At 52.7% G+C, this 23,812-nt stretch carries 26 protein-coding genes; 12 read left to right on the top strand and 14 right to left on the bottom strand.

Translation table 11 applies throughout. From position 1 onward, the window contains the following. Positions 1-14: 14 nt before the first annotated feature. Positions 15-935, bottom strand: coding sequence for a 4-hydroxybenzoate octaprenyltransferase (gene ubiA / locus ACMAZB_RS15430; RefSeq protein ID WP_435218465.1), 921 nt, complete (start codon positions 933-935; stop codon positions 15-17). A gap of 45 nt (positions 936-980) precedes the next feature. Next, positions 981-3,053, bottom strand: a complete 2,073-nt coding sequence (gene recG, locus ACMAZB_RS15425; RefSeq protein WP_435218463.1) for an ATP-dependent DNA helicase RecG — start codon at positions 3,051-3,053, stop codon at positions 981-983. A gap of 86 nt (positions 3,054-3,139) precedes the next feature. On the opposite strand from recG, the gene ACMAZB_RS15420 reads away from it, so the two are divergent. Beyond that, positions 3,140-3,988 (top strand): SDR family oxidoreductase, encoded by an 849-nt coding sequence (locus tag ACMAZB_RS15420; protein ID WP_435218461.1) that lies wholly within the window; start codon positions 3,140-3,142, stop codon positions 3,986-3,988. A 22-nt stretch (positions 3,989-4,010) separates the two neighbouring features. Here the strand turns inward: ACMAZB_RS15420 and ACMAZB_RS15415 are convergent, their stop codons facing one another. The 5 genes from ACMAZB_RS15415 to ACMAZB_RS15395 form a co-directional block, all read right to left on the bottom strand. After that, the gene (locus ACMAZB_RS15415) at positions 4,011-4,394 is read right to left on the bottom strand and encodes a RidA family protein (protein ID WP_435218459.1); all 384 of its coding nucleotides are present in this window, start codon (positions 4,392-4,394) and stop codon (positions 4,011-4,013) included. A 38-nt stretch (positions 4,395-4,432) separates the two neighbouring features. Beyond that, on the bottom strand, positions 4,433-6,652 hold the full coding sequence (locus tag ACMAZB_RS15410) for a RelA/SpoT family protein (RefSeq protein WP_435218458.1): 2,220 nt from the start codon (positions 6,650-6,652) through the stop codon (positions 4,433-4,435). Positions 6,653-6,672: 20 nt separating this feature from the next. Then, positions 6,673-6,930, bottom strand: a complete 258-nt coding sequence (gene rpoZ / locus ACMAZB_RS15405) for a DNA-directed RNA polymerase subunit omega (RefSeq protein ID WP_435213273.1) — start codon at positions 6,928-6,930, stop codon at positions 6,673-6,675. A 94-nt stretch (positions 6,931-7,024) separates the two neighbouring features. Next, complete coding sequence (gene gmk / locus ACMAZB_RS15400; protein WP_435218457.1) at positions 7,025-7,654, bottom strand: guanylate kinase; 630 nt, start codon at positions 7,652-7,654, stop codon at positions 7,025-7,027. A gap of 15 nt (positions 7,655-7,669) precedes the next feature. Then, a complete protein-coding gene (locus tag ACMAZB_RS15395) occupies positions 7,670-8,533 on the bottom strand; it encodes a YicC/YloC family endoribonuclease (protein ID WP_435218456.1) in 864 nt (287 codons plus the stop codon). Positions 8,534-8,649: 116 nt separating this feature from the next. Between ACMAZB_RS15395 and rph the strand changes: the two genes are divergently transcribed. After that, on the top strand, positions 8,650-9,381 hold the full coding sequence (rph, locus tag ACMAZB_RS15390) for a ribonuclease PH (protein WP_435218454.1): 732 nt from the start codon (positions 8,650-8,652) through the stop codon (positions 9,379-9,381). Here rph and ACMAZB_RS15385 read toward each other — a convergent pair. Then, positions 9,378-10,139 carry an exodeoxyribonuclease III gene (locus tag ACMAZB_RS15385; RefSeq protein ID WP_435218453.1) on the bottom strand — a complete coding sequence of 254 codons (762 nt, stop codon included), beginning with the start codon at positions 10,137-10,139 and terminating at the stop codon, positions 9,378-9,380. The genes rph and ACMAZB_RS15385 overlap by 4 nt on opposite strands. A gap of 123 nt (positions 10,140-10,262) precedes the next feature. On the opposite strand from ACMAZB_RS15385, the gene pyrE reads away from it, so the two are divergent. Together pyrE and ACMAZB_RS15375 are read left to right on the top strand one after the other, a co-directional pair. Next, complete coding sequence (gene pyrE, locus ACMAZB_RS15380) at positions 10,263-10,919, top strand: orotate phosphoribosyltransferase (RefSeq protein WP_435218451.1); 657 nt, start codon at positions 10,263-10,265, stop codon at positions 10,917-10,919. Between the two features lie 34 nt (positions 10,920-10,953). Continuing rightward, positions 10,954-11,568, top strand: a complete 615-nt coding sequence (locus ACMAZB_RS15375; protein WP_435218449.1) for a hypothetical protein — start codon at positions 10,954-10,956, stop codon at positions 11,566-11,568. A 1-nt stretch (position 11,569) separates the two neighbouring features. On the opposite strand, the gene slmA is transcribed toward ACMAZB_RS15375, so the two are convergent. The 4 genes from slmA to coaBC all read right to left on the bottom strand — a co-directional run bounded on the left by slmA (position 11,570) and on the right by coaBC (position 16,907). Then, on the bottom strand, positions 11,570-12,169 hold the full coding sequence (gene slmA, locus ACMAZB_RS15370; protein ID WP_435218447.1) for a nucleoid occlusion factor SlmA: 600 nt from the start codon (positions 12,167-12,169) through the stop codon (positions 11,570-11,572). A 94-nt stretch (positions 12,170-12,263) separates the two neighbouring features. Then, positions 12,264-13,148 (bottom strand): acetylglutamate kinase, encoded by an 885-nt coding sequence (argB, locus tag ACMAZB_RS15365; RefSeq protein ID WP_435218446.1) that lies wholly within the window; start codon positions 13,146-13,148, stop codon positions 12,264-12,266. Positions 13,149-13,197: 49 nt separating this feature from the next. Further along, the gene (locus ACMAZB_RS15360; protein ID WP_435218445.1) at positions 13,198-15,660 is read right to left on the bottom strand and encodes a phosphomannomutase/phosphoglucomutase; all 2,463 of its coding nucleotides are present in this window, start codon (positions 15,658-15,660) and stop codon (positions 13,198-13,200) included. Next, on the bottom strand, positions 15,657-16,907 hold the full coding sequence (coaBC, locus tag ACMAZB_RS15355; RefSeq protein WP_435218444.1) for a bifunctional phosphopantothenoylcysteine decarboxylase/phosphopantothenate--cysteine ligase CoaBC: 1,251 nt from the start codon (positions 16,905-16,907) through the stop codon (positions 15,657-15,659). Before coaBC ends, ACMAZB_RS15360 begins: the two co-directional genes overlap by 4 nt. 52 nt (positions 16,908-16,959) lie before the next feature. Between coaBC and radC the strand changes: the two genes are divergently transcribed. The 4 genes from radC (at position 16,960) to mutM (ending at position 18,984) form a co-directional block, all read left to right on the top strand. After that, on the top strand, positions 16,960-17,625 hold the full coding sequence (gene radC / locus ACMAZB_RS15350) for a RadC family protein (RefSeq protein ID WP_435218442.1): 666 nt from the start codon (positions 16,960-16,962) through the stop codon (positions 17,623-17,625). Positions 17,626-17,699: 74 nt separating this feature from the next. After that, positions 17,700-17,936 (top strand): 50S ribosomal protein L28, encoded by a 237-nt coding sequence (rpmB, locus tag ACMAZB_RS15345; protein ID WP_435213253.1) that lies wholly within the window; start codon positions 17,700-17,702, stop codon positions 17,934-17,936. Positions 17,937-17,948: 12 nt separating this feature from the next. Beyond that, complete coding sequence (gene rpmG / locus ACMAZB_RS15340; protein WP_007234130.1) at positions 17,949-18,104, top strand: 50S ribosomal protein L33; 156 nt, start codon at positions 17,949-17,951, stop codon at positions 18,102-18,104. Between the two features lie 70 nt (positions 18,105-18,174). Further along, entirely contained in the window at positions 18,175-18,984 is an 810-nt protein-coding gene (gene mutM / locus ACMAZB_RS15335; RefSeq protein ID WP_435218440.1) for a bifunctional DNA-formamidopyrimidine glycosylase/DNA-(apurinic or apyrimidinic site) lyase, read from the top strand. Here the strand turns inward: mutM and coaD are convergent. Then, positions 18,981-19,466 (bottom strand): pantetheine-phosphate adenylyltransferase, encoded by a 486-nt coding sequence (gene coaD / locus ACMAZB_RS15330; RefSeq protein WP_435218438.1) that lies wholly within the window; start codon positions 19,464-19,466, stop codon positions 18,981-18,983. The two genes, mutM and coaD, sit on opposite strands and share 4 nt — an antisense overlap. 49 nt (positions 19,467-19,515) lie before the next feature. Continuing rightward, on the bottom strand, positions 19,516-20,103 hold the full coding sequence (rsmD, locus tag ACMAZB_RS15325) for a 16S rRNA (guanine(966)-N(2))-methyltransferase RsmD (RefSeq protein ID WP_435218436.1): 588 nt from the start codon (positions 20,101-20,103) through the stop codon (positions 19,516-19,518). A 90-nt stretch (positions 20,104-20,193) separates the two neighbouring features. Between rsmD and ftsY the strand changes: the two genes are divergently transcribed. From ftsY to rpoH, 4 genes are all read left to right on the top strand, one after another. Further along, on the top strand, positions 20,194-21,219 hold the full coding sequence (gene ftsY / locus ACMAZB_RS15320; RefSeq protein ID WP_435218434.1) for a signal recognition particle-docking protein FtsY: 1,026 nt from the start codon (positions 20,194-20,196) through the stop codon (positions 21,217-21,219). A 3-nt stretch (positions 21,220-21,222) separates the two neighbouring features. Beyond that, on the top strand, positions 21,223-21,885 hold the full coding sequence (gene ftsE, locus ACMAZB_RS15315; protein ID WP_435218433.1) for a cell division ATP-binding protein FtsE: 663 nt from the start codon (positions 21,223-21,225) through the stop codon (positions 21,883-21,885). Further along, positions 21,882-22,838 carry a permease-like cell division protein FtsX gene (ftsX, locus tag ACMAZB_RS15310; RefSeq protein WP_435218431.1) on the top strand — a complete coding sequence of 319 codons (957 nt, stop codon included), beginning with the start codon at positions 21,882-21,884 and terminating at the stop codon, positions 22,836-22,838. The genes ftsE and ftsX overlap by 4 nt, the downstream gene beginning before the upstream one ends. 161 nt (positions 22,839-22,999) lie before the next feature. Then, positions 23,000-23,806, top strand: a complete 807-nt coding sequence (rpoH, locus tag ACMAZB_RS15305; protein ID WP_435218429.1) for an RNA polymerase sigma factor RpoH — start codon at positions 23,000-23,002, stop codon at positions 23,804-23,806. Positions 23,807-23,812: the final 6 nt, after the last annotated feature.

The raw sequence follows: 23,812 nt of genomic DNA, 5'->3' as shown, positions 1-23,812 counted from the left end.
CCAGAGCTCGTGTGTCAGACTGGTGATACGTGCTCAGCAAGGAAGTGTCCCACAATCCCCAACAGCATAATGAGACCAATCCATTTACTTTGGTTGAAGGCTTTAAAGCAGGCCACTTCCTCGCGGTTCCTTATAAGCCACTGGTGCCAGCAGAAAAGTAGCCCAATGCCTGATACCGCCAAGTAAAACGGCCAAGTAAAGCCAAAAGCAGCGCCAGTTTGAAAAAAGCAAGCCAAGGCTCCAACTTGCATAACTGCTATGAGCCGTCGATCAAGGTGTCCAAACAAAATGGCCGTAGACTTGATACCAATGGCTAGGTCGTCTTCGCGATCAACCATGGCGTACTGGGTATCGTAGACCACGGTCCATAGCAAATTCCCGAGGAATAACCACCATAATGCCCCCGGCAGAGCGTTGGTAACGGCAGCAAAAGCCATCGGAATAGACCATGAAAAGGCGGCGCCCAAGACAAACTGTGGCAGGTGTGTCACCCGTTTCATATAGGGGTACAGCATTGCTAAGGAAACGCCCACTACCGATAACTTTACTGTCAATGCGTTGGTTGATGACACCAGTGCCAGAGCGATCAACAGCAGCGCTAAGAGCAGCGCGAACGCCTCTTTTGACGACACCAAGCCCGTTACCAGTGGACGATCACGGGTGCGAGCCACATAGCCATCGAGTTTTCGGTCGGCAAGATCGTTGGCAACACAACCTGCTGCCCGCATTACAATGATACCCAGCGCAAAGATGCCCAGTATTGTGGGGTCTGGCCAGCCCTCGCTGGCAATAACCAGCGCCCAAGTGGTGGGCGCCGCAAGCAGCCAGGTTCCAATAGGTTTGTGAAAGCGCATGAGCAGCCAAAAACCGCGCAGCTTGCTGTCGGAGTTAGGAGACTCGGGCTGCGTTGAGGGACTTGGGGTGGTAGGGGTCATAGTGCGGCATCAAAAAGGTCAACGATTGGGCGTAGTGTAACCTGTTCAGACCCGCGCAAACGCCTGACGTTCGCCGGTCCAGCGGTCGATAAGCAGGTCGCATCGATCAGGATAGTTGGCCATGAGATTCTCTGCCGTCTCAGCGACCTGCTCTAGCAACACTTCATGGACGGGCAACTGCGCCACGCGAAATGAGGTCAGGCCAGTTTGTCGTGTTCCCAGAAGCTCTCCTGGCCCTCGGAAAAGTAGGTCTTGTTCTGCAATGTAGAACCCGTCGTTACTGCGTCGCATGACTTCTAGGCGCTCACGGCCTCTTTGGCTTAGGGGCGCTTGATACAAAAGAACACAGTGACTAGCAATGGCGCCGCGCCCCACTCGGCCACGCAGTTGGTGGAGCTGTGCGAGCCCGAGGCGTTCGGGGTTTTCAATGATCATTAGGCTGGCATTGGGTACATCTACGCCGACTTCGATGACCGTAGTCGCCACCAACAGTTCTATCTCGCCAGCTTTGAAGGCGGCCATCATGCTTTCTTTTCCTGCGGGGGGTAACCGCCCATGTATAAGCCCAATGCGTTGGTTGGGTAGTTGAGCCTGCAATAACTCTGCCGTGGCTTCTGCGGCACGTGCATCGAGGTTTTCTGACTCTTCAATTAATGTGCATACCCAATAAGCCTGGCGACCTTCACTGCAGGCTGCTCCGACGCGTTGGATAACTTGGTCTCTACGCTGGCTATCGAGCAGTGTGGTTTGTACGGGTGTGCGCCCCGGTGGCAGCTCGTCGATTACCGAACAATCAAGGTCTGCGTAGGCCACCATTGATAGCGTGCGGGGAATCGGTGTGGCGGTGAGTACCAGCTGGTGCGGCAGTGCTTGACCTGATGCTTTTTCTGTAAGCGCGAGCCGTTGGTGAACCCCAAAGCGATGTTGCTCATCTACGATCACTAGGGCGAGTGAGGCGAAGGTCACTCCCTCCTGAAATAGTGCATGGGTGCCAACAACCAGCCCAACCGAGCCATCGCCAATGTTTTCAAGGACCGCAGCGCGTGCTCGCCCCTTCACACGCCCACTTAACCACGCGATACGCACATTGAAAGGCGCCAACCACTGCTCAAAGGTTTGTAAATGCTGCTCTGCTAAAAGCTCAGTAGGCGCCATTAGGGCAACTTGTTGGCCAGATTCTATGGCGGTGATGCAGGCCATGGCGGCTACAAAGGTTTTGCCTGATCCGACATCGCCCTGAATGAGTCTTAGCATGGGGCTAGGCAGTGTCATGTCATGGGCTATTTCTTGGATCACTCGCTGTTGTGCGGCAGTGGGTTGAAACGGTAGGTGCGCGAGGAAGGGTTTTGCTATGGAGTGATCGCTTTCCATCGCTACCGCAAGACAGGCCTTTTCTTTTTTTCGTAGCATTTGCAGCGAGAGGTTATGAGCGACCAGCTCTTCCAGCGCCAACCTCAGCTGTGCTGGATGCTGCCACTCACGAATCTGCTCTGTAGGCGCATTGGGTGGTGGACGGTGCAGGAATTGAATGGCCTCAACGAGTGCAAAAGGTGATTCAGCAACGCCCCGCAATAGGTCTTCAGGGCAACTTTGTTTGAGAATGCTCAGAGCTTGTTCGGTAAGTTTGCGCCAGATGCCCTGTCCTAAACCTTCGACGGTGGGGTAAACGGGTGTGAGGGCGGCCTCGAGTAAAACGTCTACATCGTCAAGGCGATATTCGGGATGAACCATGTCTAGACCAACTCCCGATCGTCGTGCTTGACCGAACAAAGCAATCGGCAAGCCAGGCTTCATTTGCTGTGCCTGCGCACGCCGGAAGTGAAAAAATCGAACCGTGAGCACGCCCGTGCCATCTTCTACTTTAACGACGAGTGATGGCCTTCTGCCGGGTACGATGCTGGATAACCGTATGGACCCTTGAATGACGGCATCAACGCCATCTTGGAGTCCACCTATGGCCGTTACTTGAGTTCGGTCTTGGTAGCGCAACGGAAAGTGATAAAGAATATCCTCCACACAACGCAAACCCAGCTCCTCCAGTCGCTGCTGAAGTTTGGGGCCCACACCGCGAAGAGTGCCAACGGAGGCACCTAGAGAATTGTCTGGGGTCGATGTCATCGTGAACGGTTCATCTTTTTGAAATCACACAATAGCCTAAGTGTAAGGGCATAATAGAGACATCATAGTCTTTGAGAGAAGCTTCGGTGAAGTCACCACACGTTTTGATTGTCGGTTGCGGCGACCTTGGTCACCGTCTGGGTTTGCAGCTCATGGCAGAGGGCTGGAGCGTCAGTGCTATGCGTCGACGGGTCGATCGTCTGCCTGAGGGCTTTAACCCAATTGCAGGGGACTATACGCAGCCCAACGATATTGCGGGCCTTATCGATTTGCAGCCTGACTATGTGGTGTTTACGCCCCTGCCAACGGCCAGAGATTCTGCGGGTTATCATCAAGGCTATGCTCAACCTGTCGCACTTATGGCTGATCTAGGTTTGTTATCAACGGTTAAAGGCGGCATTTTTGTTTCGTCTACCCGGGTCTTTGCTCAAACAGATGGGGACTGGGTTGACGAAAATTCCCCGCTCACGCAATCGGATCCTCAGGGGATGAGTATTGTGGAGGCTGAGCATCAGTTTTTGGCAGCCTGCAAGAACTCCACAGTGTTGCGGGCATCAGGTATTTACGGTGACTGGCCCGGCATGCTGATTAAACGGTTGCAGCGAGGCCTTTGTAGTCCGGACCCTGATCGCGTTAGCAATCGGATTCACCGCGATGACCTCGCTGGAATAATGGCGTTTTGTTTGCGTCGTCTCGAGCAGGGGGAGACAAATGCTCCCGTGTATATCGCTAGTGATCATCGCCCCGCGCCGGTCGGTGAGATTGAGGCTTGGTTAGTTAAGAGGCTAGGGCTCTCAGCTATGACAGGCGCGGCCACGTCACGCCTTGCCAATCGCCGGTGCAGCAGTCAGCGCTTACAGTCCGCAGGTTATCGTTTCAGCTATCCTGATTATCAGACAGGTTTTGCAGAGCTAATCAGCGAGCATTTGTCGTAACAGCAGGGGTTACTTTGTCGTTTTAAAGGCTCAGTATCGCCTCTATTTCTACTGCAACGCCTTTGGGCAATGCGGCAACTTCAACGCAGGCTCGAGCCGGGTAGGGCGCATCAAAGTGTTGCTCCATTATCGCATTGACTGCAGCAAAGTTTCCCAGATCAGTGAGAGAAATGTTTATTTTTACCGCGTCGTTTAGCTGCCCGCCCGCGGCCTCGGCAATAGCCTTGAGATTGGCAAATACCTGCTGGGTCTCTGCTTCAATGCCACCCTCGACACAGGTCATGGTGTCAGGGTCGAGAGGAATTTGCCCTGAAATCCAGACGGTATTTCCAACTTTTATGGCCTGTGAATAGGGGCCTATGGCAGCGGGAGCGGATTCAGTAGAAATAACGGCTCGATTGGACATGGGAATTCTCTTCGTTAGAAATAAGTGAGGGGTGGAGTTTAGCGACGACTAATACGGATAACGCGTCGCACGCCTTCAACGGTTCGCAGGCGCTTCATGATGCGAGCAAGGTGGATACGACTGCGCACCTGCAGCTCAATGTCGACATAGGTGTACTGGGCATCTTTATCGGTGGTTGAGATGCGGTCAATATTCATTCCCACGGTGTTTAGCCGAGTAGCAACCACAGCAATGATGCCCCGTCGGTTTTCAGATTCGAGTCTAAGCCCAGCAGAAAACAGCCCTTCTACGTCTTCATCCCAACGGAGATTCATCATTCGCTCGGGGTGCTCACGCATTTCCAGCAAATTTTTGCAGTCTTCGCGGTGCACTACGAGCCCTTTTTCGGGGCTTAAATAGCCACCGATAGGGTCGCCTGGTAAAGCACAGCAACACTTTGCATAGTTCACCACAAAGCCTTCTGTGCCTCGAATGGCGACGGCCTCATTGCGATCAGGGTCGACTGGCCCGGCGGTGGCGCCAGCAATCCGACTGGCGACGATTTGTGGCAATAAATTCCCCAATGCGATGTCCATTAACAAGGTGGAGAGGTCTGGGCTGCCCAATTTTTTGAGGGTGGGCTCTATAAGCTCACCCATAAAGTCATCAATTCTGACACCGTGAGAGATCAATGCCTTGTTCAAAAGGTTGCGGCCTAAATCAATAGAATCTTCACGACGCTGGTCTTTCAGATAGTGACGAATGTGTGTTCGCGCTCTTGCAGTTACAACGTAATTGAACCAATCCGGGTTGGGCCTGCCGTTAGGTGAGGTAATTATTTCAATGGTTTGTCCACTCTCAAGGGGTTCAGACAGCGGCGCGAGGCGTCGATTTATTCGGCAGGCAACGCAGGCATTACCAATGTCGGTATGCACGGCATAAGCAGCGTCGACAGCAGTAGCCCCACGGGGGAGCTCCATAATGTCACCGCGAGGTGTAAACACATAAACCTCGTCGGGAAAGAGATCCATTTTTACACTTTCAATGAACTCCATCGGGTTCCCTGCCCGTTGTTGCATCTCTAAAAGCCCCTGCACCCATTCTCTCGCTCGGGTGTGGGACGCGCTGGCGGACCCGTTGTCAGACTTATACAGCCAGTGGGCGGCAATGCCGTTGTTGGCCATGTCTTCCATTTCTAGCGTGCGGATTTGAATTTCTATGGGTATGCCGTGCATACCTTTTAATACGGTGTGTAGGGATTGGTAGCCATTCGCCTTTGGAATGGCAATGTAGTCTGTAAATTCGCCGGGCACGGGTTTGTAGAGGCTATGCACTAGTCCTAATACTCGATAACAATCATCGACAGATTCAACAATGATTCTAAAGGCGAAGATGTCCATGATTTCAGAGAAAGACTTTCGCTTTGCCTTCATTTTTGAATAAATGCTGTAGAGGTGCTTTTCTCGCCCGATAACACTGCATGGCAGCTCTTCTCGCGACAGCACGGTTTTTATCTGGTTTCTCACCTGATTGATCAATGTTTTGCGATTGCCCCCGGCACTGCGAATTGCCGCGTCAATGCGCCGCGCGCGCATGGGATACAGAGCCTTAAACGCGAGATCTTCAAGCTCCATACGGACTGAATTCATTCCTAGGCGCAGAGCAATGGGTGCGTAAATGTCCAGAGTTTCTCCGGCGATGCGTTTGATCTTTTCTCGACTAAGGACACCCAGGGTTCGCATGTTGTGCAGTCTGTCGGCAAGCTTGACGAGTATCACGCGGATATCCCGCGCCATGGCGAGTGCCATTTTTTGAAAGTTTTCCGCCTGCTTGTGTTCGAGGCTATCAAATTCGATGTGAGTCAATTTACTCACGCCATCGACAAGCTCCGCCACTTCTGCGCCAAACTGCGCGCCGATATCTTCTTTAGTCACACCCGTATCTTCAATAGTGTCATGCAGAAGTGCTGCCATCAGGCTTTGATGGTCCATATGCATTTCAGCAAGGACACTGGCGACGGCTAGGGGATGTGTGACATAGGGCTCACCGCTACGGCGCACTTGGCCGTAATGGGCTTGTTCTGCAAAAAAGTAAGCACGCTTGACCAGCAGCACTTGCGTGTCATGGAGGTAGGCTTTGATTTGACGTTCAAAACCGACAAAAGAGCGGTCACTATTGTCGAGACCTGTTTGCTGAGTCGTGGCGGCTGATTTAGAAAGCAGCCGCGACTTAGCATCTGTAATAGAGCTACTGAGGACCTGAAACGTACCGGCAACCAAAGGTCTCTATTACCTTGAGGTTAGTAAACAGGTGTTTCGAAGCTTGCCGCCAGCTCTTCTTCAGCTTCGATTTCAGTTTCGCGAGCGATCAACTCAGGCGTTACCATGCCCTCTGCAATTTCTCGCAAAGCGATGACGGTAGGCTTGTCTGACTCCTCGTCGACAAGTGGGTCTTTGCCTTGGGTGGCGATCTGACGGGCTCTTTTGGCAGCGAGCATAACGAGCTCGAAACGGTTGTCCACGTTGTCTAAACAATCTTCTACGGTGATGCGTGCCATGGGTGAAGCAATCTCCTATTAATGCCGCACAAATGCGGCCCAGTCCAACAGTATACCCCACTAAGTGCGGAAACGGACTATGGTAAAAATCACCTCAATGGAGGGTTAAGGCTTCGAGAACTTTCGCCAAGTCCCGGGATTGATAATCTCGGGTAAGTCGGAGGCTATCAGCAATCGTCGTCAGCTCTGTCAAGGCACGCTCAAAGTCGTCGTTGAGTACTAAATAGTCGGCATCCGGCCAGCGGGCCATTTCACTTTGAGCCTCGGCCATACGGCTTCGTATGGTCTCTGCTTTATCCTGCCCACGTTGAGTGAGCCTACTCTCTAGTGCTGAAATAGAGGGCGGTAGCACAAAAATACAGCAGCTTTCCGGGCAAGCGGTTTTAACTTGTCTGGCGCCCTGCCAGTCGATCTCTAAAATCACATCATTGCCGGCGGCTCTGCGTGATGCCACCTCGGATTTTGCGGTGCCGTAAAAGTGACCAAACACCTCTGCCCATTCAAAAAACTCTCCAGACTCCTTCGCCTCGAGAAAAGCCGCTGTAGAGATAAAATGGTAATTCACGCCATCAACCTCTCCCGGACGCATAGGTCTTGTCGTATGGGATACGGAGACGCTCAAGTGTGACCTGCGTTCTATGAGTGCACGAACTAGCGAGGTTTTGCCTGCTCCGCTAGGGGCTGACACTGTCAGCAGGTTGCCCGTTGCTGGGTGGTCTTCCAAGCCTGATTACCTCCTTTATTCGATGTTCTGTATTTGTTCCCGCATCTGTTCGATGATCACTTTGAATTCTACAGCGGTTTGTGTCGTTGTGAGTGCGGCGGATTTTGATGCCAAAGTATTGGCTTCTCGGTTGAGCTCCTGCATCAAAAAATCGAGGCGGCGACCACAGGGCAGCTTTCCTGCTATGGCGACTTCTATCGCAGCGAGGTGCGCATCTAGTCGGTCCAGTTCCTCATCGACATCAGTTTTTTGCGCGCTGTAAACGAGCTCTTCTTCAAGCCTTTTGGCGTCTGGTTGCGCAGCTAACTGTTGTATCCGGTCAAGCAGTCGTTGTCGATGGATTTCTTGGAGCTGAGGCAATGCCCCTCGATAATTTGTAAGGTACTGCCTGAAGATCTCGCAGCGCTTCCGGATGAGGCCCTCCAGCTTCTGGCCCTCTTCCTTTCTGCTGTCGACCAGCTCGTTGAGCGCTTGATTCAATGCGTCGGTGCCTGCCGCTATCCACACAGATTCCTCGGTAGTATTACCCGCTATGACGCCCGGGGCCATTAGAAGGGCTAACTGATCAGGTGCTGGGGCGTTAGGGAACTGTGTCGCTACTTGAGTTAATGCGGTTTGTAATTCTTCAAGGCGCCCTCGGTCCAGTTGCAGTGAGCCACCTTTTTCCAGGAGGTCTGTTCGGACAGTCACGTCTACCTTGCCTCGAGAGATCTGTTTAGCAATTTTTTGGCGCCAAGCAGCATCTTGAGATCGCAGTATTTCGGGGCAGCGAATCTGAACATCTAAATAGCGGTTATTGACCGATCGCATTTCTATTGTGACCGATACGGAGTCAGTTGCTACAATGGCCCGAGAAAACCCAGTCATACTTTGTGTCAACGTGCTATCTCCCTGCTGTTGCCGGGCTGTTATCAGCGGCTTTGTGCCGTGAGTTTAACAGCTGAGGCCGGCGTGGCACGGCCAATGACACGCCCAACCTTGAAAGGAATTGGTCTATGTCGGTTACTTTGGATCGCCCCAGTGGTAGAGCGCTTGATGAACTTAGAGCGATTACCTTTGAGCGTAGTTTTACGTGTCATGCCGAGGGCTCGGTATTGGTATCGTTTGGGCAAACTCGAGTGCTCTGTACTGCGTCATTGACGCCTGGGGTGCCTGGATTTTTGCGGGGTAAAGGGCAGGGCTGGTTGACGGCAGAGTACGGGATGCTGCCTCGATCCACGGGTAGTCGAATGAGCAGGGAGGCCAGCCGAGGCAAGCAGTCTGGACGAACCGTAGAAATTCAGCGCCTAATTGGACGGTCACTGCGTGCCGCGATTGACCTAAAAGCTCTGGGTGAAAACACCCTTACCCTAGATTGTGATGTCATTCAGGCCGATGGAGGTACTCGCACGGCGTCTATTTCCGGGGCTTGTGTTGCTGTTGTTGATGCGCTCAATACCCTGCAACGCAAGCAGTCTTTGCAGTCTGATCCACTCAGATTTTTGATAGGCGCTGTCTCGGTAGGTGTATGGAACGGTCAGGCTGTACTTGATCTGGATTACGCCGAGGATTCAACGGCAGACACCGATATGAATGTTGTTGTGGCCGAGGGTGGAGGTTTGATTGAGGTACAAGGCACCGCTGAGGGCGCAGCCTTTGAAAGGGCCGAGTTAAACAACATGCTTGACCTTGCGATAGCCGGTGGCCAGATTATTATTGATAAGCAACGCGAGGCGCTGTCGGTCTAAAGGTCGACATCGTACTCAATGATCACCGGCGCGTGGCTTGAGAAGGCATCGCTGGTGTTTACCACGGCACTGGTGACACGATCCTTAAGAGATACCGAGGTAATGTGCGTGTCTGAGCGCAGGGCGCCCGCGTCATCTCCGTCGGGCCACCAGGTAAATTCTTCACCGCTGGCATTTAGGGTTCTAAAAGCATCGCAGTAGCCGCTTTGGTAAAGCTCCTTTAGCCAGTCTTGTTCGATACTGGAGAACCCCGGGAGGTCTGTGCGATTGCCCGCTTCTTCGGCATCGATCGGCTGGCTAATCAACTCCCAACCGCCACAAATGATGAAGTCTCTCCGTTTGTTTTTAATCTTCTGCAGGTGCTGGCCTAAAAGCTCCAAGAACTTCAGCTTTGTATTCATGGCTTCGTCACTGGCCCGCCCACTTGGCACCAGTAATGACCCCACGCTGACATTGGGGTAGTCGGCTTGGAGGTACAGGCCGCGACCGTCAAAGTCAGTAAAACCCAAGCCACTCATAATCGCTTTTGGCAGCTTCTTGCAGTAAATGGCAACGCCGTTACGCTTGGGGTTGTCAAAGTCGTCGAGAAAGTAAGGGCTGTAGTTTTCAGGGAAGTATACGTCGCCCTTGAGGCTGTATTCAGAACAGCGGGTGTCCTGCAGGCAAACCACGTCAGCGTCCTCCTCTTGGATCCAGTCAAAAAGGCCGGCTTCTTGTGCCTGTTCGAGGCCCTCAACAACTAAACTGACGACTTTCATTGGTAGTCCTGTGTAAACAAGGCCAGTATCATAGGCGAAGGCACAGCGGGCTGCCATCGCGACCGCAGAGAAATTTCAGATTGCCGGATTTTGATTGTTCGACTAAAAGTGAAGAATAAAGCTATGAGTAACCCAGAGCACAGTGCCACTCGTAAGGCGTTTATCGAATTAGCCATCCGTTGTCAGGTTTTACGTTTTGGTGAATTTGAGTTGAAGTCTGGCCGTGTAAGCCCCTATTTTTTTAACGCGGGGGGGTTTTCAGGGGGTCAAGCTCTGGCAGAGTTAGGTCGCTGTTACGCCAATACTCTGGTTGCATTTGAATTAATCCCGACAGTTTTATTTGGACCGGCTTACAAAGGCATTCCATTGGTCACTGCTACGGCGGTGGCTCTGGCGAGCCATCATGGCCTTGACGTGCCCTATAGCTTCAATCGGAAGGAAGCAAAAAGCCATGGAGAGGGTGGTCTGTTGGTGGGGGCACCACTGAGAGACGACGTGGTAATTGTAGATGACGTGATTACTGCGGGAACGGCGATTAGAGAGGCGATTGCACTCATTCGCGATGCTGGTGCCCAGCCCGCTGGGGTCGTTATTGGTTTAGATCGCTGCGAACGGGGATCGGGCACGCAATCTGCCGTTGATGAAGTGCGCGATGAGCTTGGCCTTAAGGTCGCAAGCGTCATCACCATGCATGACATCATTGAATGGCTTGAGTCCACTCCAGATCTGAGCCAATATCTTGAGCCTATGCAACGTTATCGAGATCGTTATGGGGTATAGCCCCCGCTTTTCGGCTGCTCTTATCGGGGCATTCATGTTGACAGTTGCAACCTCTAGTGCAGCTGAAAACCTGTATCGCTACCGGGCAGAAAATGGCGTTCTTGTGGTCGATTTCCACGTTCCCGTTGAATACGCCGATAATGGTTACGAAGTGCTGGATGCTAACGGCGTTGTGATATCGGTTGTTCCTAGTGCGATGACACCGGAAGAGCGCGCTAATGTTGCGCTTTCCCGCGAGCTTGAAGAGGATGCGAAGTCTGAGCAGCAACGCCTGCAAAATTGGGACGAGTCGTTGTTACTGCGCTACTCCACTATTGCCGATATCGAAGATGCCAGGGATCGGTCTCTGAGCGACCTCAAAATCAGAGTCTCTATTTTAAAGTCCAATCGCAGAAGTCTGCGGCAGCAAGTTGAAAACGCCCAAGCCCGCGTTGCCGCAACCGAGCGCTCCGGGGTCGAACCGTTGCCTGTTGATCTTGAAAATATCAAGCTACTCAAGCGGGAGATTGACAGCACCGACGATAAAATTGCGACGCGCGAGTCTCAGATAAGTGAGATGACGGCGCTTTATCAGCGGGATATCGATCGATTTGAGCAGTTGCAAGATGTTGTCAGACTGCGTCATCAAATGGAGACGCCACCGCAATAGGTTAAGCGGGCACAGGCCTCATCAGGTTAGAGGCCAGCAAGGCCCATTGCTTGTCCCAGCCTTGTATGGGCGAACGTTTGAATTCGCTGCGGACAAACTGAGAAATTCTGCCTTCAGCGGCAGCGAGTATTAGGCTGGCACTGTCAGCCAGTAATATTGTCGGCCTCAGCTGCTCTTTGACCTCAGCCTCCCTTAAAGCGGTGCGCAACTGGGTTTCGATTCGGTCAAAGAGTTGGGCAACACGCAAGTGAAGCCGCTCTGACTCCCCAAGTAACGCCTCGCCATGAAGAATGCGCGTAATGCCGGGGTTTCTCTCACAAAATCCAAGCAACAGCTCCAGAATTCGGTAGCAACAATCCAAGCTGTTGGGCTTTTCCTCAATAATTCGGCTGATTCGGGTGAATAAGGTCGCCTCTACGAACTCTATGAGTGCTTCAAACATCTTAGTTTTAGAGGGGAAATGCCGATAAAGCGCCGCCTCCGACACGCCCACCTCATTAGCGAGCTTAGCCGTCGTGATGCGAGTATCTGGGCCTTGCTCAAGCATCGCTGCTAATGCTTGCAAGATTTGATCCCGGCGTCCTAATTTTGAGTTTGGCATGGACGAATGATCCAGCGGAAAACGATTTCATGCTAGCTATAGAAGCGAGCTAGTGCAATTTTTAAGTGTCTTGAGGGTGAAAAATTTTTCTGCTTCAGCGTTTGTTACAAATCAAAGTACCAATACCCTCGTCAGTAAAGATTTCCAATAGTGCGGCATGGGGCACGCGTCCATCAATAATATGGGCGCTCATCACGCCTTGTTTTACGGCATCGACGGCGCAGCGTATTTTTGGCAGCATTCCGCCTCGAATGACACCGTCGGCAATGAGGCGATCAACTTCTTTCGTGGAAAGGCCTGTCAAGACGTCTCCTCCTTGATCGAGGAGTCCCGCCACATTGGTCAGTAGCATCAATTTTTCCGCATGTAGCACTTCAGCGATTTTACCTGCGACTAAATCGGCGTTGATGTTGTAGGTTTTGCCATCAGCTCCGCCAGCGATGGGGGCAATGACTGGAATAAAGTCACTGTCACCCAGCATTTTCAGCACCTGAGTGTCGACCGACGTCACTTCGCCGACTAAACCTATGTCTTGGGGTGCCTCTCCAGCACTATCAAGCTGAAGTTTACGGGCTTTTAGAAGCTCACCGTCTTTGCCGGTTAAACCCACGGCTCTGCCGCCATTTCGATGAATGCAGTCAACAATTTCTTTATTGACGCTGGCGCCAAGCACCATTTCTACGACATCCATCGTGGGAGCATCTGTAACGCGCATGCCATCGACAAATTCGCTCTTAATTTTTAAGCGGCCTAAAAGCTCTCCAATTTGTGGCCCACCACCGTGAACAATCACAGGATTCATTCCCACTAACTTCATCAGGACAACATCCCGAGCAAAGGTTTCGAAGAGTTGGGGATCGACCATGGCATTACCGCCAAACTTGATCACAATCGTTCGGCTGGTAAAGCGCTGTATGTAGGGCAGTGATTCGGTTAAGACACGGGCAACATTGGTCGCCTCGTCACGGCTCAGTGACATTGGGATTTACTCTTAGCGTGAATAGATGGGTACACAACGCATCATCATATCAGAAGGGTAGATTGATGCTGGGCTCTGCTTCGGTAATGGCTTTTCGTAATACCCCTTTGACGCGCTCAAGGCTGGCGTCATCGTTTCCCTCGAATCGTAGGGACAGCGCTGACTCGGTGATTGAGTTGTGTACGAGACCCCAGCCATCGGCGTAGTCAACACGAAGGCCGTCCAAAGTTGTGATTCGAGCTCCCGGGAAATCGGCGTTGCTAACCAAGGCACGCATAATTTTCTTGCGACTTCGGCTTTCCAGCTCAAGGAGGATCTCCGGGGTGCTGCTTGACTGTGGCAACGCCGCAACAATTTCGCCAAACCCAGAGCTGGCGGTGGCGAGAATTTCAAGCAATCTAGCCATGGCATAGGGGGCATCATCAAAACCGTACCAGCGTTCTGCGAAAAATATGTGTCCGGAAAAATCGCCGGCTAAAAGTGCTTTCGCTTGCAGCATTTTCTCGGCAATGAAAGCCTGGCCAGAGCGAGACATCTGCGCTCTGCCCCCGGTACGGGTTACGAAAGGCGCGAATTGTCGAGTGCATTGGATGTCATAAACCACATCCGCTCCGGGATTGCGTTCAAGCATATCCCGGGCGAATAACATCAGCAGTGAATCGTTGCCTACTGCAATACCCGTTTCGGTTACCGTGTGTAGGCGATCTCCGTCACTATCGAAAAGGACACCAAGATCTGCGCCCTCTGCTATGACTCGCTCTCCAAGAACCTTGAGGGCCCCCTCAAGGGAGCGCCCTTCGGGTCGTGGGCCTTCCTCCGGCGAGTTCAAACTGACCAAGTCGCAGTCCAGTGCGTCTAACAATGGCTCGGTGATTCTTGCCGCTGTACCAAAGTCGTTATCAATGACCACTTTCAATGGCAGGGCTAGTGACACATCCATGGCGATGCGATCAATATAATCGGCTTCAATTCGGGAGCGAATAGTTCGGCCCGAGCCCTGTGTGGTTTTCCTTGAGCGAATGGTTGCGAGAATCTCCTCGATCCCAACCCCCGACAAAAGCTTTTTATGAAAAACAATCTTAAAGCCATTGATATGCTCATCACCGTGACCGCCAGTGATCATTATTCCGGAGTCGGTTTCTGCTTCATGGGTTGCAAAGTAAAAAGCCGGCGTTGGAATTTCGCCAACATCAATGACATCGCGGCCACTTGCTAGAAGCGCTTTCACCAAAATGGTTCGAATTTGTTTGCTACTTGGGCGGGAGTCGTGGGCGACGATGAGAGTCTGAATATCACGATCACCACACATGACAGCCAGCGCCTGACCGATGCTCTCTATGAGCGCTTCTGTCAGCTCGGTTTGCACGTCTCCTCGAATACTCCCGGGTTTGAAAATATGTGCCGGAATTTCATCGATAGTTCCGGTTGATTCGTGATCGACCAGCAGCTCGTCAGGTTTCGGATCAGCCTCTGTTGGCTCGGGCACGGGGACATCAGAATCCTTGACGGTAACGTCACCTTGGTCGTCTCGTGTTGCTTCGCGTCGAGCTTGAAGCACTAACTGCCTGCGGCTGAGTAAGCTCAGCTGTCGCAACATTTTGGCAAGTGGCGTTATGGCCGGTACCGTGACTCTCAATGGCGTACGCAGCTCGGCGGCTTCTAATATCCGTTTCACCTCAGACTTTAGGAGCTGGCCTGAGCGCTGCACGAGCAGATAAAAGCTCGCCACTATTCCCGCAAGGGTTATAACTACCGACAGCAGGAGCCCCCACCAGCTTGGCTGAGCAGCAGAAAGCCAGTCTGGGTTGGGTGAGAACTCTACGCTCCAAAGTGTTCCCATGACATCCGCGCTGACGAGAGACTCACCCTGCAAAGCTCCCACAACCGTATCGCTTATGGCGCTCGATATCTCCTGCACAATGCGGTACTGCCCCTCATTACCCGGAGTAATCAGCTCCGCGAGTCGGCGCTGACTGACCTCAACGACAAAAACCCCCCTAACGGGCTTGCCCAATCCACGGGCAAACAATGTGTAAGATTTATCATCGTCGAAAATAAATTCGGGGGCTGGGTCTTCACCACCAAAGGCTCGCCGAACGATATCGATATCAATATGCGAACGAAGGCCAAAATCTCCCGGGCTGATGCTTACGGTGCCTAGGTCATCCAAGGGAATAAATGAAATGGCGTCCGCATCAGGAAAGCTCAGGTGAGCGTAGGATAAATCTGGTGCTTCTACTTGGCCCTCCAGCTGAGTTGTCAGGGCGTCGATGCGTAGCTCAAGGTCCTTGATATAGAGCCCCACCATATCAGCGCGGCTTTCAACGGTCGCTTGGGCAAGGTTGGTTGCCGTTCCCGATTGCAGTAGGGGTTCTCTGATCAGACCCAGCCATAAAAAGGCAAACACAGCTGGCACCAAGGCAACGAGGCCTGCTTTGTACAGCAGAGCTTTTAAGTCGTCGCCTTCGCTGGTGACTTCGCCGTCTTTCTGGCTCTTTAGCTCGGAGCTCAACGATCATCCTCCAATCCAGTCGCGCTTTGTTCGTCGTCATCATAGCTTTTGGGCATTCTTTCGATACAGCGCGCGATCAAAAGCTTGGCTAGATTACGTTTGGTCGTTATGGGGACAACGTCATGTCCCGCGCTATCTACCCAAGTCACCATGTTAACGTCACTGTTAAACCCTATATCGGCTCGGCTGACATCATTAGCAATGACAACATCAAGTTGCTTCGCCAGGCGTTTAGCCTCTGCATGCTTTATGAGGTGCTCAGTTTCAGCAGCAAACCCAACCACCAAAGACGGCCGGCTGGCTGATCGGGCGACCTCTGTGATGATATCGGGGTTACGGGTGAGATTTAAGGTAAGCGTGTCACCCACCTTTTTTATTTTTTGCGGCGCATTAACTTCGGCTCGATAATCTGCGACTGCGGCGCTACCAATAAAGAGCGCCGTAGGCTTTTCGAGGTGGTGAAAGCAGGCCTCGTGCATTTGAAGTGCTGTATCTACATTCACACGAGTGACGCCCTCGGGCGTATCAAGTGTGACGGGGCCACTTATTAAAACGGTCTCTGCGCCTGCTTCAGCTGCAGCTTGAGCGAGGGCAAACCCCATTTTTCCTGAGCTGTGGTTTGAGATGTACCGCACCGGATCTAAAGGTTCACGTGTCGGGCCTGCTGTAATGACAACGCGACGGCCCTCCAGTGCCCGGCTAGGGAAGTGAGCACTGATTGCAGCTCTGATCTCTGCGGGTTCGGTTAGCCTGCCCAAACCTACATCACCACAGGCCTGCTCACCCGCACTTGGGCCAATTATTTCGACGCCGCGATCTGTGAGGCGCTGAATATTTGTTGCAGTTGCTGCATTTTTCCACATTTGCTGATTCATGGCCGGTGCCACAAAAACTGGAGCGGGAGTCGCGAGGGCGGTAGTGGTTAGAAGGTCATCGGCTCGCCCTGCAGCAAGCCTAGCCAGCGCGTCGGCTGTTGCAGGAGCCACGATAAAAGCGTCTGCCCATCGCGCTAATTCAATATGCCCCATGCCCATTTCCGCGGTTTCATCCAGAAGCTCGGTGTGGACCGGAAACCCGGAGAGTGATTGTAAGGTAAGTGGCGTGACGAAGGCCTGAGCCCCCCGAGACATTATGATCCGTACCGCGGCACCATCACCTCGAAGAAGGCGGATCAGTTCGGCGATCTTGTAGGCAGCAATACCACCTGTTACACCGATGATGATGTTCCGATTGTGAAGGTGTCCCATTCGATCGCGCTAACCCAGAAAATACCCTGAACACTAGCACTTGGAGCGCTTTTTGGACACATTTAGCATTGCACTACTGTGCGACAGGTCTAAAAGTAGCTGCTCTAGAAGTGACGCCGAGTTGCTCGCAGCGGCCCTTGGGTTGCCTGCTGCGACTGCCGAGCTCGAAATTGCAGGTTATTTACACCGTCACCGCGGCTCTCTCCGGGAGGGAATTGCGGCGTTACTGTGCAGCGACGCAGCAGTCGTCGGTGTGGGGAGCCGAAGACGCCACCAGCTGGGGTCCTCTCTGTTACTCGCACAACGACTTGCAGAGGAGCGCCTATTTGAACGGACTTCGCTGCAAAATCCTGCCAGCTGTCACGATTATCTGCAGCATCATTACCAGTTGCAGCACCGGGAGGTGTTTACCTGTTTATTTCTGAACACCCAGCGCCAGCTGTTGGTATGTCGTGACCTGTTTTTAGGTACCCTAAATACGGCACCGGTTTACCCCAGAGAAATTGCTGCGATGGCGCTGAAACTGAGTGCCTCTGGGATTATTGTCGCGCACAACCACCCCTCCGGATCGGTAGCCCCGAGTCCTGCGGATCTTCGGCTGACGGAGCGGCTTCGCCGCGCCCTCGAGTTACTCGATATCGAGCTTCTTGATCACTTAATCGTAGGCCAAGGGGGCTATCTGTCCATGGCTTCAGAGGGAATAGCAGGGTTCCGCTGACTAAGGCTTGCGGTAATGCCATGGCTTTGGTATGTTGCGCACCCTTTTTTCAGTGTCCTGCGACGGGTTTAACCATGTCTCGAGTCTGTCAAGTTACCGGCAAGCGCCCGGTAACCGGTAACAATGTGTCTCACGCCAAGAATCGAACTCGTCGTCGTTTCCTGCCCAACCTTCACAACCATAGGTTTTGGGTAGAGTCCGAAAAGCGGTTTGTTTCTCTTCGTGTATCCCCCAAAGGAATGCGCATCATCGATAAGCGCGGTATCGATACCGTACTTGCCGAGTTGCGCGCCCGTGGCGAAAAAGTTTAAAGGAGAATTGCTATGCGTGAAAAAATTCGCATGAACTCAACAGCGGGTACCGGTCACTTTTATACGACCGATAAGAACAAGCGAACGATGCCAGAGAAACTGGAGATGAAAAAGTTCGACCCAGTGGCTCGGCAACACGTCATCTACAAGGAAGGCAAAATCAAATAGGTTTTGCGGCTTTCTTTAAGACTGCCCCGGTGCTGTTACCAGCCCCGGGGTTTTTTGTGCCCCGTTAGTTATGCCTGAGCTGCCTGAAGTAGAGACAACCCGTCGTGGCATTGATCCCCATGCGGTCGATCGGCGCATTGAGCGCGTTTTAATTCGCAACGCCAAACTCCGCTGGCCTATCGAAGAAGCCCTTGCCCCCCTCGCTTCGGGGCAGCGAATTTTGGGCACCCGACGCCGTGCAAAATATTTACTCATTGACCTCGAGCACCACACACTGATGGTTCACCTTGGTATGTCTGGATCATTGCGTGTTATGCCCGCGTCAACTCCGCCGCTATTTCACGACCATGTCGATATTGTCCTCAATGATGGCAATTGCCTCAGATACAACGACCCCCGGCGTTTTGGAAGCTTTCACTTACTGACCTCTGATGACCATGCGCTGCTGCGGCACTTGGGTCCCGAACCCCTATCCAGTGATTTTGACGGAGCTTGGTTGTATAAGGCGGCTCGAGGCAGAAAGGCGGCGGTTAAGCAATTTTTGATGGACGGTCGAATCGTGGTGGGTGTTGGCAATATATACGCTAACGAAGCTCTTTTTATGGCGGGAATCCGTCCCACCCGCAGGGCGGGGAACATTAGCCTGCAGCGCTATCAGCGCTTGGCTGAAGCGGTGAAGGAGCTGTTGGCAGCGGCTATCGAGCAGGGCGGAACTACACTCAGAGATTTTGTGGGCGGTGATGGCAAACCTGGCTACTTTGCACAAAAGCTGCGTGTTTATGGTCGAGGAGGCCAGTCATGCAGGGCGTGCTCTGGCCAACTTCAAGAGATTAGGTTGGGTAATCGAACCTCAGTTTTTTGCACAACCTGCCAACGTTAATCGGGGAACTTATTCTTGAGCGCTTCCGCTACGTTCGGGGCCACAAAGGGCGTGATGTCGCCACCCATAGATGCAATTTCCCGGACTAAAGAAGAAGATATGTAGGCGAGATTCTCCGAGGGGGTAAGAAATACGCTCTCAAAATCAGGCTTTAGAGCGCGATTCATATTAGCAAGCTGATATTCGTATTCGAAGTCCGCAACAGCCCGTAACCCTCGCAGAACACAATTAGACCCCTGCTCCGTCACCAGGTCGGTTAACAGCCCGGTAAAACTGCAAACTTCTACGTTATCGATGTGACTAAGAGCGTCCTGGGTAAGGGTTGTTCGCTCTTTTAGATCGAAAAGGGGCTGCTTCTTTTCACTTTGGGCTATCGCGATGATGACGCTACCGAACAGTCTGGCAGCTCGCTCAACCAAATCAATGTGGCCCTTGGTGATGGGATCGAAAGTTCCGGGGTAAACAATAGATTGTGTGCGCATAACTGCGAATTCTCAGCCATAACCGCGATGAATGTACACAAGGGGCCGCTTACAAACAAACATTATCCGAAACTGCTAGAAGCAGGTAACGGACATTTCCCGCCACTTTATCCCGAATCACCTCCAAAGAAGCGGGTATGTCGGGCATTGTCTGATTGCGCTCTAGTTCTACATAAACCCTAGCGTCTGGCGCGAGTAGACCTTTTGTGAGCAGGTGCTCTAAGGCGGTGCCGATTAAATCTGCTGAATAGGGAGGGTCTAGGAAGACAATATCCGCGGGGGTGCCTTGCCATTCAAGAGCGTTGCTGCTCACGATCGTTGCGCGGTCTTGAGCATTCAGATGGCTGAGGTGACCGCGAATAGCGTCGGTTGCCACGGCGGAACTATCGACAAATACGCAGTGATTGGCGCCTCTGGAGAGGGCTTCGAGCCCCAGAGCGCCACTGCCGGCAAAAAGATCGAGACAGTGGGCGTCTTGAATACGGCTTGTGAGCCAGTTGAATAGTGTTTCTCTGACCCGGTCTGGCGTGGGTCGCAAGTGGGCCACGTTATCAGGAAAATTGAGCCTGAGGCCTCGCCACTCGCCCCCAATAATGCGCAGTCGGCTACTACTTTGTTTTATTGGCGCTTTGCGCATGTCTGCTCCCTCGACGCAGTGCTACCATGCTGATGTGAGGGCCCGGCCCAGTCACCAACTCAATGTCAAAACTGTAATGAGCACGTTGCCATGAAATTCTTTGGGCGCAAAGAAAAACCTAAAAAGCCAGCAGAGAGCTTGGCGCTGGAAGCTGAAAGCAAAGTAGCAGCCGAGGCACATTCGGCAGAGGACGGCGGTTTGTACTCTCGATTTCGCCGCGGCCTAAGTCGTACAGGGGGCCATTTTTCCAACGGTCTTGGCACGCTTTTTCTGGGGCGCAAAGTCATTGACGGCGAAGTTTTGGAGGCTCTGGAAGATCAACTTTTGACGGCTGATGTAGGGATAGAGGCAACGCAACGCATTGTATCGGCCATCACTGAGCGTATTTCTCGCAAAGAACTTTCGGATGGCGCTGCGGTCATGGCCGCTACTAAGTCGGCTTTGCTTGATATTCTGACACCGTGCGAGCAACCTTTAGTCACCGACAATCAGAAGCCCTTTGTGATACTGGTGGTGGGAGTCAATGGTGCTGGCAAGACCACGACGATCGGCAAGCTTGCTCATGGTTTTAAGGCACAGGGTAAGCAGGTCATGCTGGCTGCTGGTGACACATTCCGAGCGGCTGCGGTCGAGCAGCTTCAAGTCTGGGGGGAGCGAAATGAAGTGCCGGTGATTGCTCAGCACACGGGTGCTGACAGTGCGTCTGTGTTGTTTGATGCTTTACAGGCGGCGCATGCTCGGGAGGTGGACATTTTGATTGCTGACACGGCTGGCCGACTCCAGAACAAAAGCCATTTGATGGATGAGCTTGAGAAAGTGGTCAGAGTGATGCGAAAGATTGACCCTCAGGCGCCTCACGAGACGTTGCTGGTGCTCGACGCAGGCACTGGGCAAAACGCTGTGTCTCAGGCTGAGGAATTTGATAAGGCTGTAGGGGTCACCGGTATCGCCCTCAGCAAGTTAGACGGTACGGCGCGCGGTGGCGTGATCTTTGCGATCGCGCAGAAGTTGGCGCGACCGATTCGATTTGTGGGTATTGGGGAGGGCGTAACAGATCTTCAGCCCTTTGATGCGAGTGCTTTTGTGGATGCTTTGTTTGAAAGTGAGTCGTCGTAGCTCGTGATTGAATTTAACCGAGTGAGCAAACGTTACGCAGACCATGATGCTCTGCGTGACGTCTCGCTCACTATTGGCACAGGTGAAATGGTGTTTCTCACCGGTCATTCGGGGGCTGGCAAGACGACTTTTTTACGCTTACTCATGCTGCTGGAGCGTGCCTCTATGGGCACATTGCGCGTTGATGGCCGGGACACGGCGAGAATCAAAGGGCGTAATATCGGTCGTTATCGCGGTGAATTTGGCATTGTATTTCAGGACCATCAACTGCTCTACGACAGGTCGGTTCTTGAAAATGTGGCGTTACCCTTGGAAATAGCCGGCTTTCGTCCCCGTGATATTCAACGGAGAACTCGAGCTGCGCTCGATAAGGTTGGACTTTTGGGTCGAGAGAAAGCCAATCCAGCGGTTCTATCGGGTGGTGAGCAGCAACGGGTTGGGATTGCACGGGCGGTTGTTGCAAGGCCTCGATTTTTAATTGCTGATGAACCTACGGGTAATCTCGATCCGCAGCTCTCGGCGGAGATTATGGGATTATTCGAGGCCTTTAATCGTGTCGGGGTGACTGTGATTGTTGCCAGCCATGACCTTGCCTTGATTTCCAGGTTGCGTCATCGGATCGTCACGTTGAAAGACGGTAGGCTCGTGGCGGGAGCTGGGCTATGAAAAAGCCTGCGACGGGGCTAGGCACGGCTCCAAGGCCTACCTTGGTGTCATGGATACATCACCACCGGCAGGCGGCGTCTGGCAGCCTGCGCAGGGCTTTTCGGCTACCGGTAGCTACAGGCTTGACTTGGTTAGTGGTGGGAATCGCACTAGCGCTACCCGCCTCTCTTTTGGTGATACTGCAAAACATTGAGGCGGTGACTAGTGATATGCGTTCGCCGGCGCGCTTCTCTGTTTTGCTCGAGGTAGGTGCCTCCCTCAACGATGCTCAAGACATCTTGAAGCGTGTAGAGAGCCGCGTTGATGTCCAGGATGTGACCCTTATTCCTCAAGACCAAGCACTGGCGAGATTCGCCGCCGATACCGGGTTGGTCGGCATGCTGGATTCGATTCCCGATAACCCATTGCCCCATACACTACTAGTTAACCCCGTAGATAACGTCGAATCAGAAGGCCTTGCTCAGTTGGCGCGGGCGTTAGAAGCCGTGAGGGGCGTTGATCAGGTGGTTTTTGACACGCTCTGGCAAGCTCGACTGGCTGGGGTGTTGCAGTCGGGCAGGAGGCTTGCAATGGGTATCGGGCTGCTCATGATGATGGGCGCGGTGCTTATTTTGGCCAACACGATTCGTCTGGCTATCGATGCTCGTCGGGATGAAATTGCCGTGATTAAATTGATTGGAGCTGACGATGCCTACGCGCGCCGCCCCTTTCTATACACCGGATTGTGGTCTGGATTTGGTGGCGGTCTGCTGGGCGCGATTATGGTGGGTATCTTTTTCATTTATCTTGCTGAGCCCGTTAACCAGTTGCTCCAGCTTTATGACAGCGATCGGCGTTTTACGGGACTGGGCATCATGGGCGTGATGAATATGATGTTCCTAGGCGGCGCGTTAGGGTTGTTCAGCGCTTGGCATGCGGCAACGAGTCAGCTCAGAGAGTTAGAGCCCAGATAGTCTCGACCTTCGGTCAACAGTGAACTTTTCGAGGATTAGCACTCTCTGATGTAGAGTGCTAAAATGAGGTATCGAAGGGAGGAGGATGACAAGATGTCCGAATCAGGAAAAACAGTAGCAATGGGTCACGGGGCAGTCATGTCTATGACCCCAGGGCAAATTTGCCCGCCTATGTTCAGGCTGTTAGCGGCATTCCAATTTTGTCTGCTGAGCGTGAGCAGGCCTTAGCCGAAAAGCTATACTACAGCGAATGCGTTGACTCTGCGCGTGAGTTAGTACTTGCTCACCTGCGTTTTGTGGTACACATTGCACGGAGTTATTCCGGCTATGGGCTTGCCGAGGCCGACCTCATACAAGAGGGAAATGTGGGTCTTATGAAGGCGGTAAAACGCTTTGATCCCAACAAAGGCGTGCGCTTGGTTTCTTTTGCCGTGCACTGGATTAAAGCAGAAATGCACGAGTTCATTTTGCGTAACTGGCGCATTGTTAAAGTGGCAACGACGAAGGCGCAGCGTAAATTATTCTTCAACTTGCGCAGCGCAAAGAAATCGTTGGGTTGGTTGAGCGCAGAAGAAACCCAGGCGATTGCCGCTGACTTGGGTGTTGACGAGGCTGAAGTTCAGCGTATGGAAGGACGGTTATCTAGTCGCGATATTGCTTTTGACCTTCCCACTGACGCCGATGACGACGATGCCTGGCAGTCACCGCAGGCTTATCTCGATGATATATCGACTGATCCAGCCCGGTGTATTGAAGCTGAGGATTCGGCTCGGGACGGCGAAGATCGATTGCGCTCCGCGCTGAGCAGTTTAGACGAGCGAAGTCGCAATATTGTGACGCAGCGCTGGTTGGCTGAACAAAAAGCAACGCTGCATGAGTTGGCCGCTGAATACGGTGTGTCGGCTGAGCGAATTCGTCAGCTAGAAGTTAATGCGATGAAAAAGCTTAAAACGACGCTCGTCGTCTGAGCGTTT

Origin of the sequence: Luminiphilus sp. nBUS_07, from assembly GCF_051201685.1 — a bacterium.
Classification (GTDB): Bacteria; Pseudomonadota; Gammaproteobacteria; order Pseudomonadales; family Halieaceae; genus Luminiphilus.
Note: the sequence above shows the minus strand (reverse complement) of the source record. Positions and strands in the feature narration are given on the sequence as shown.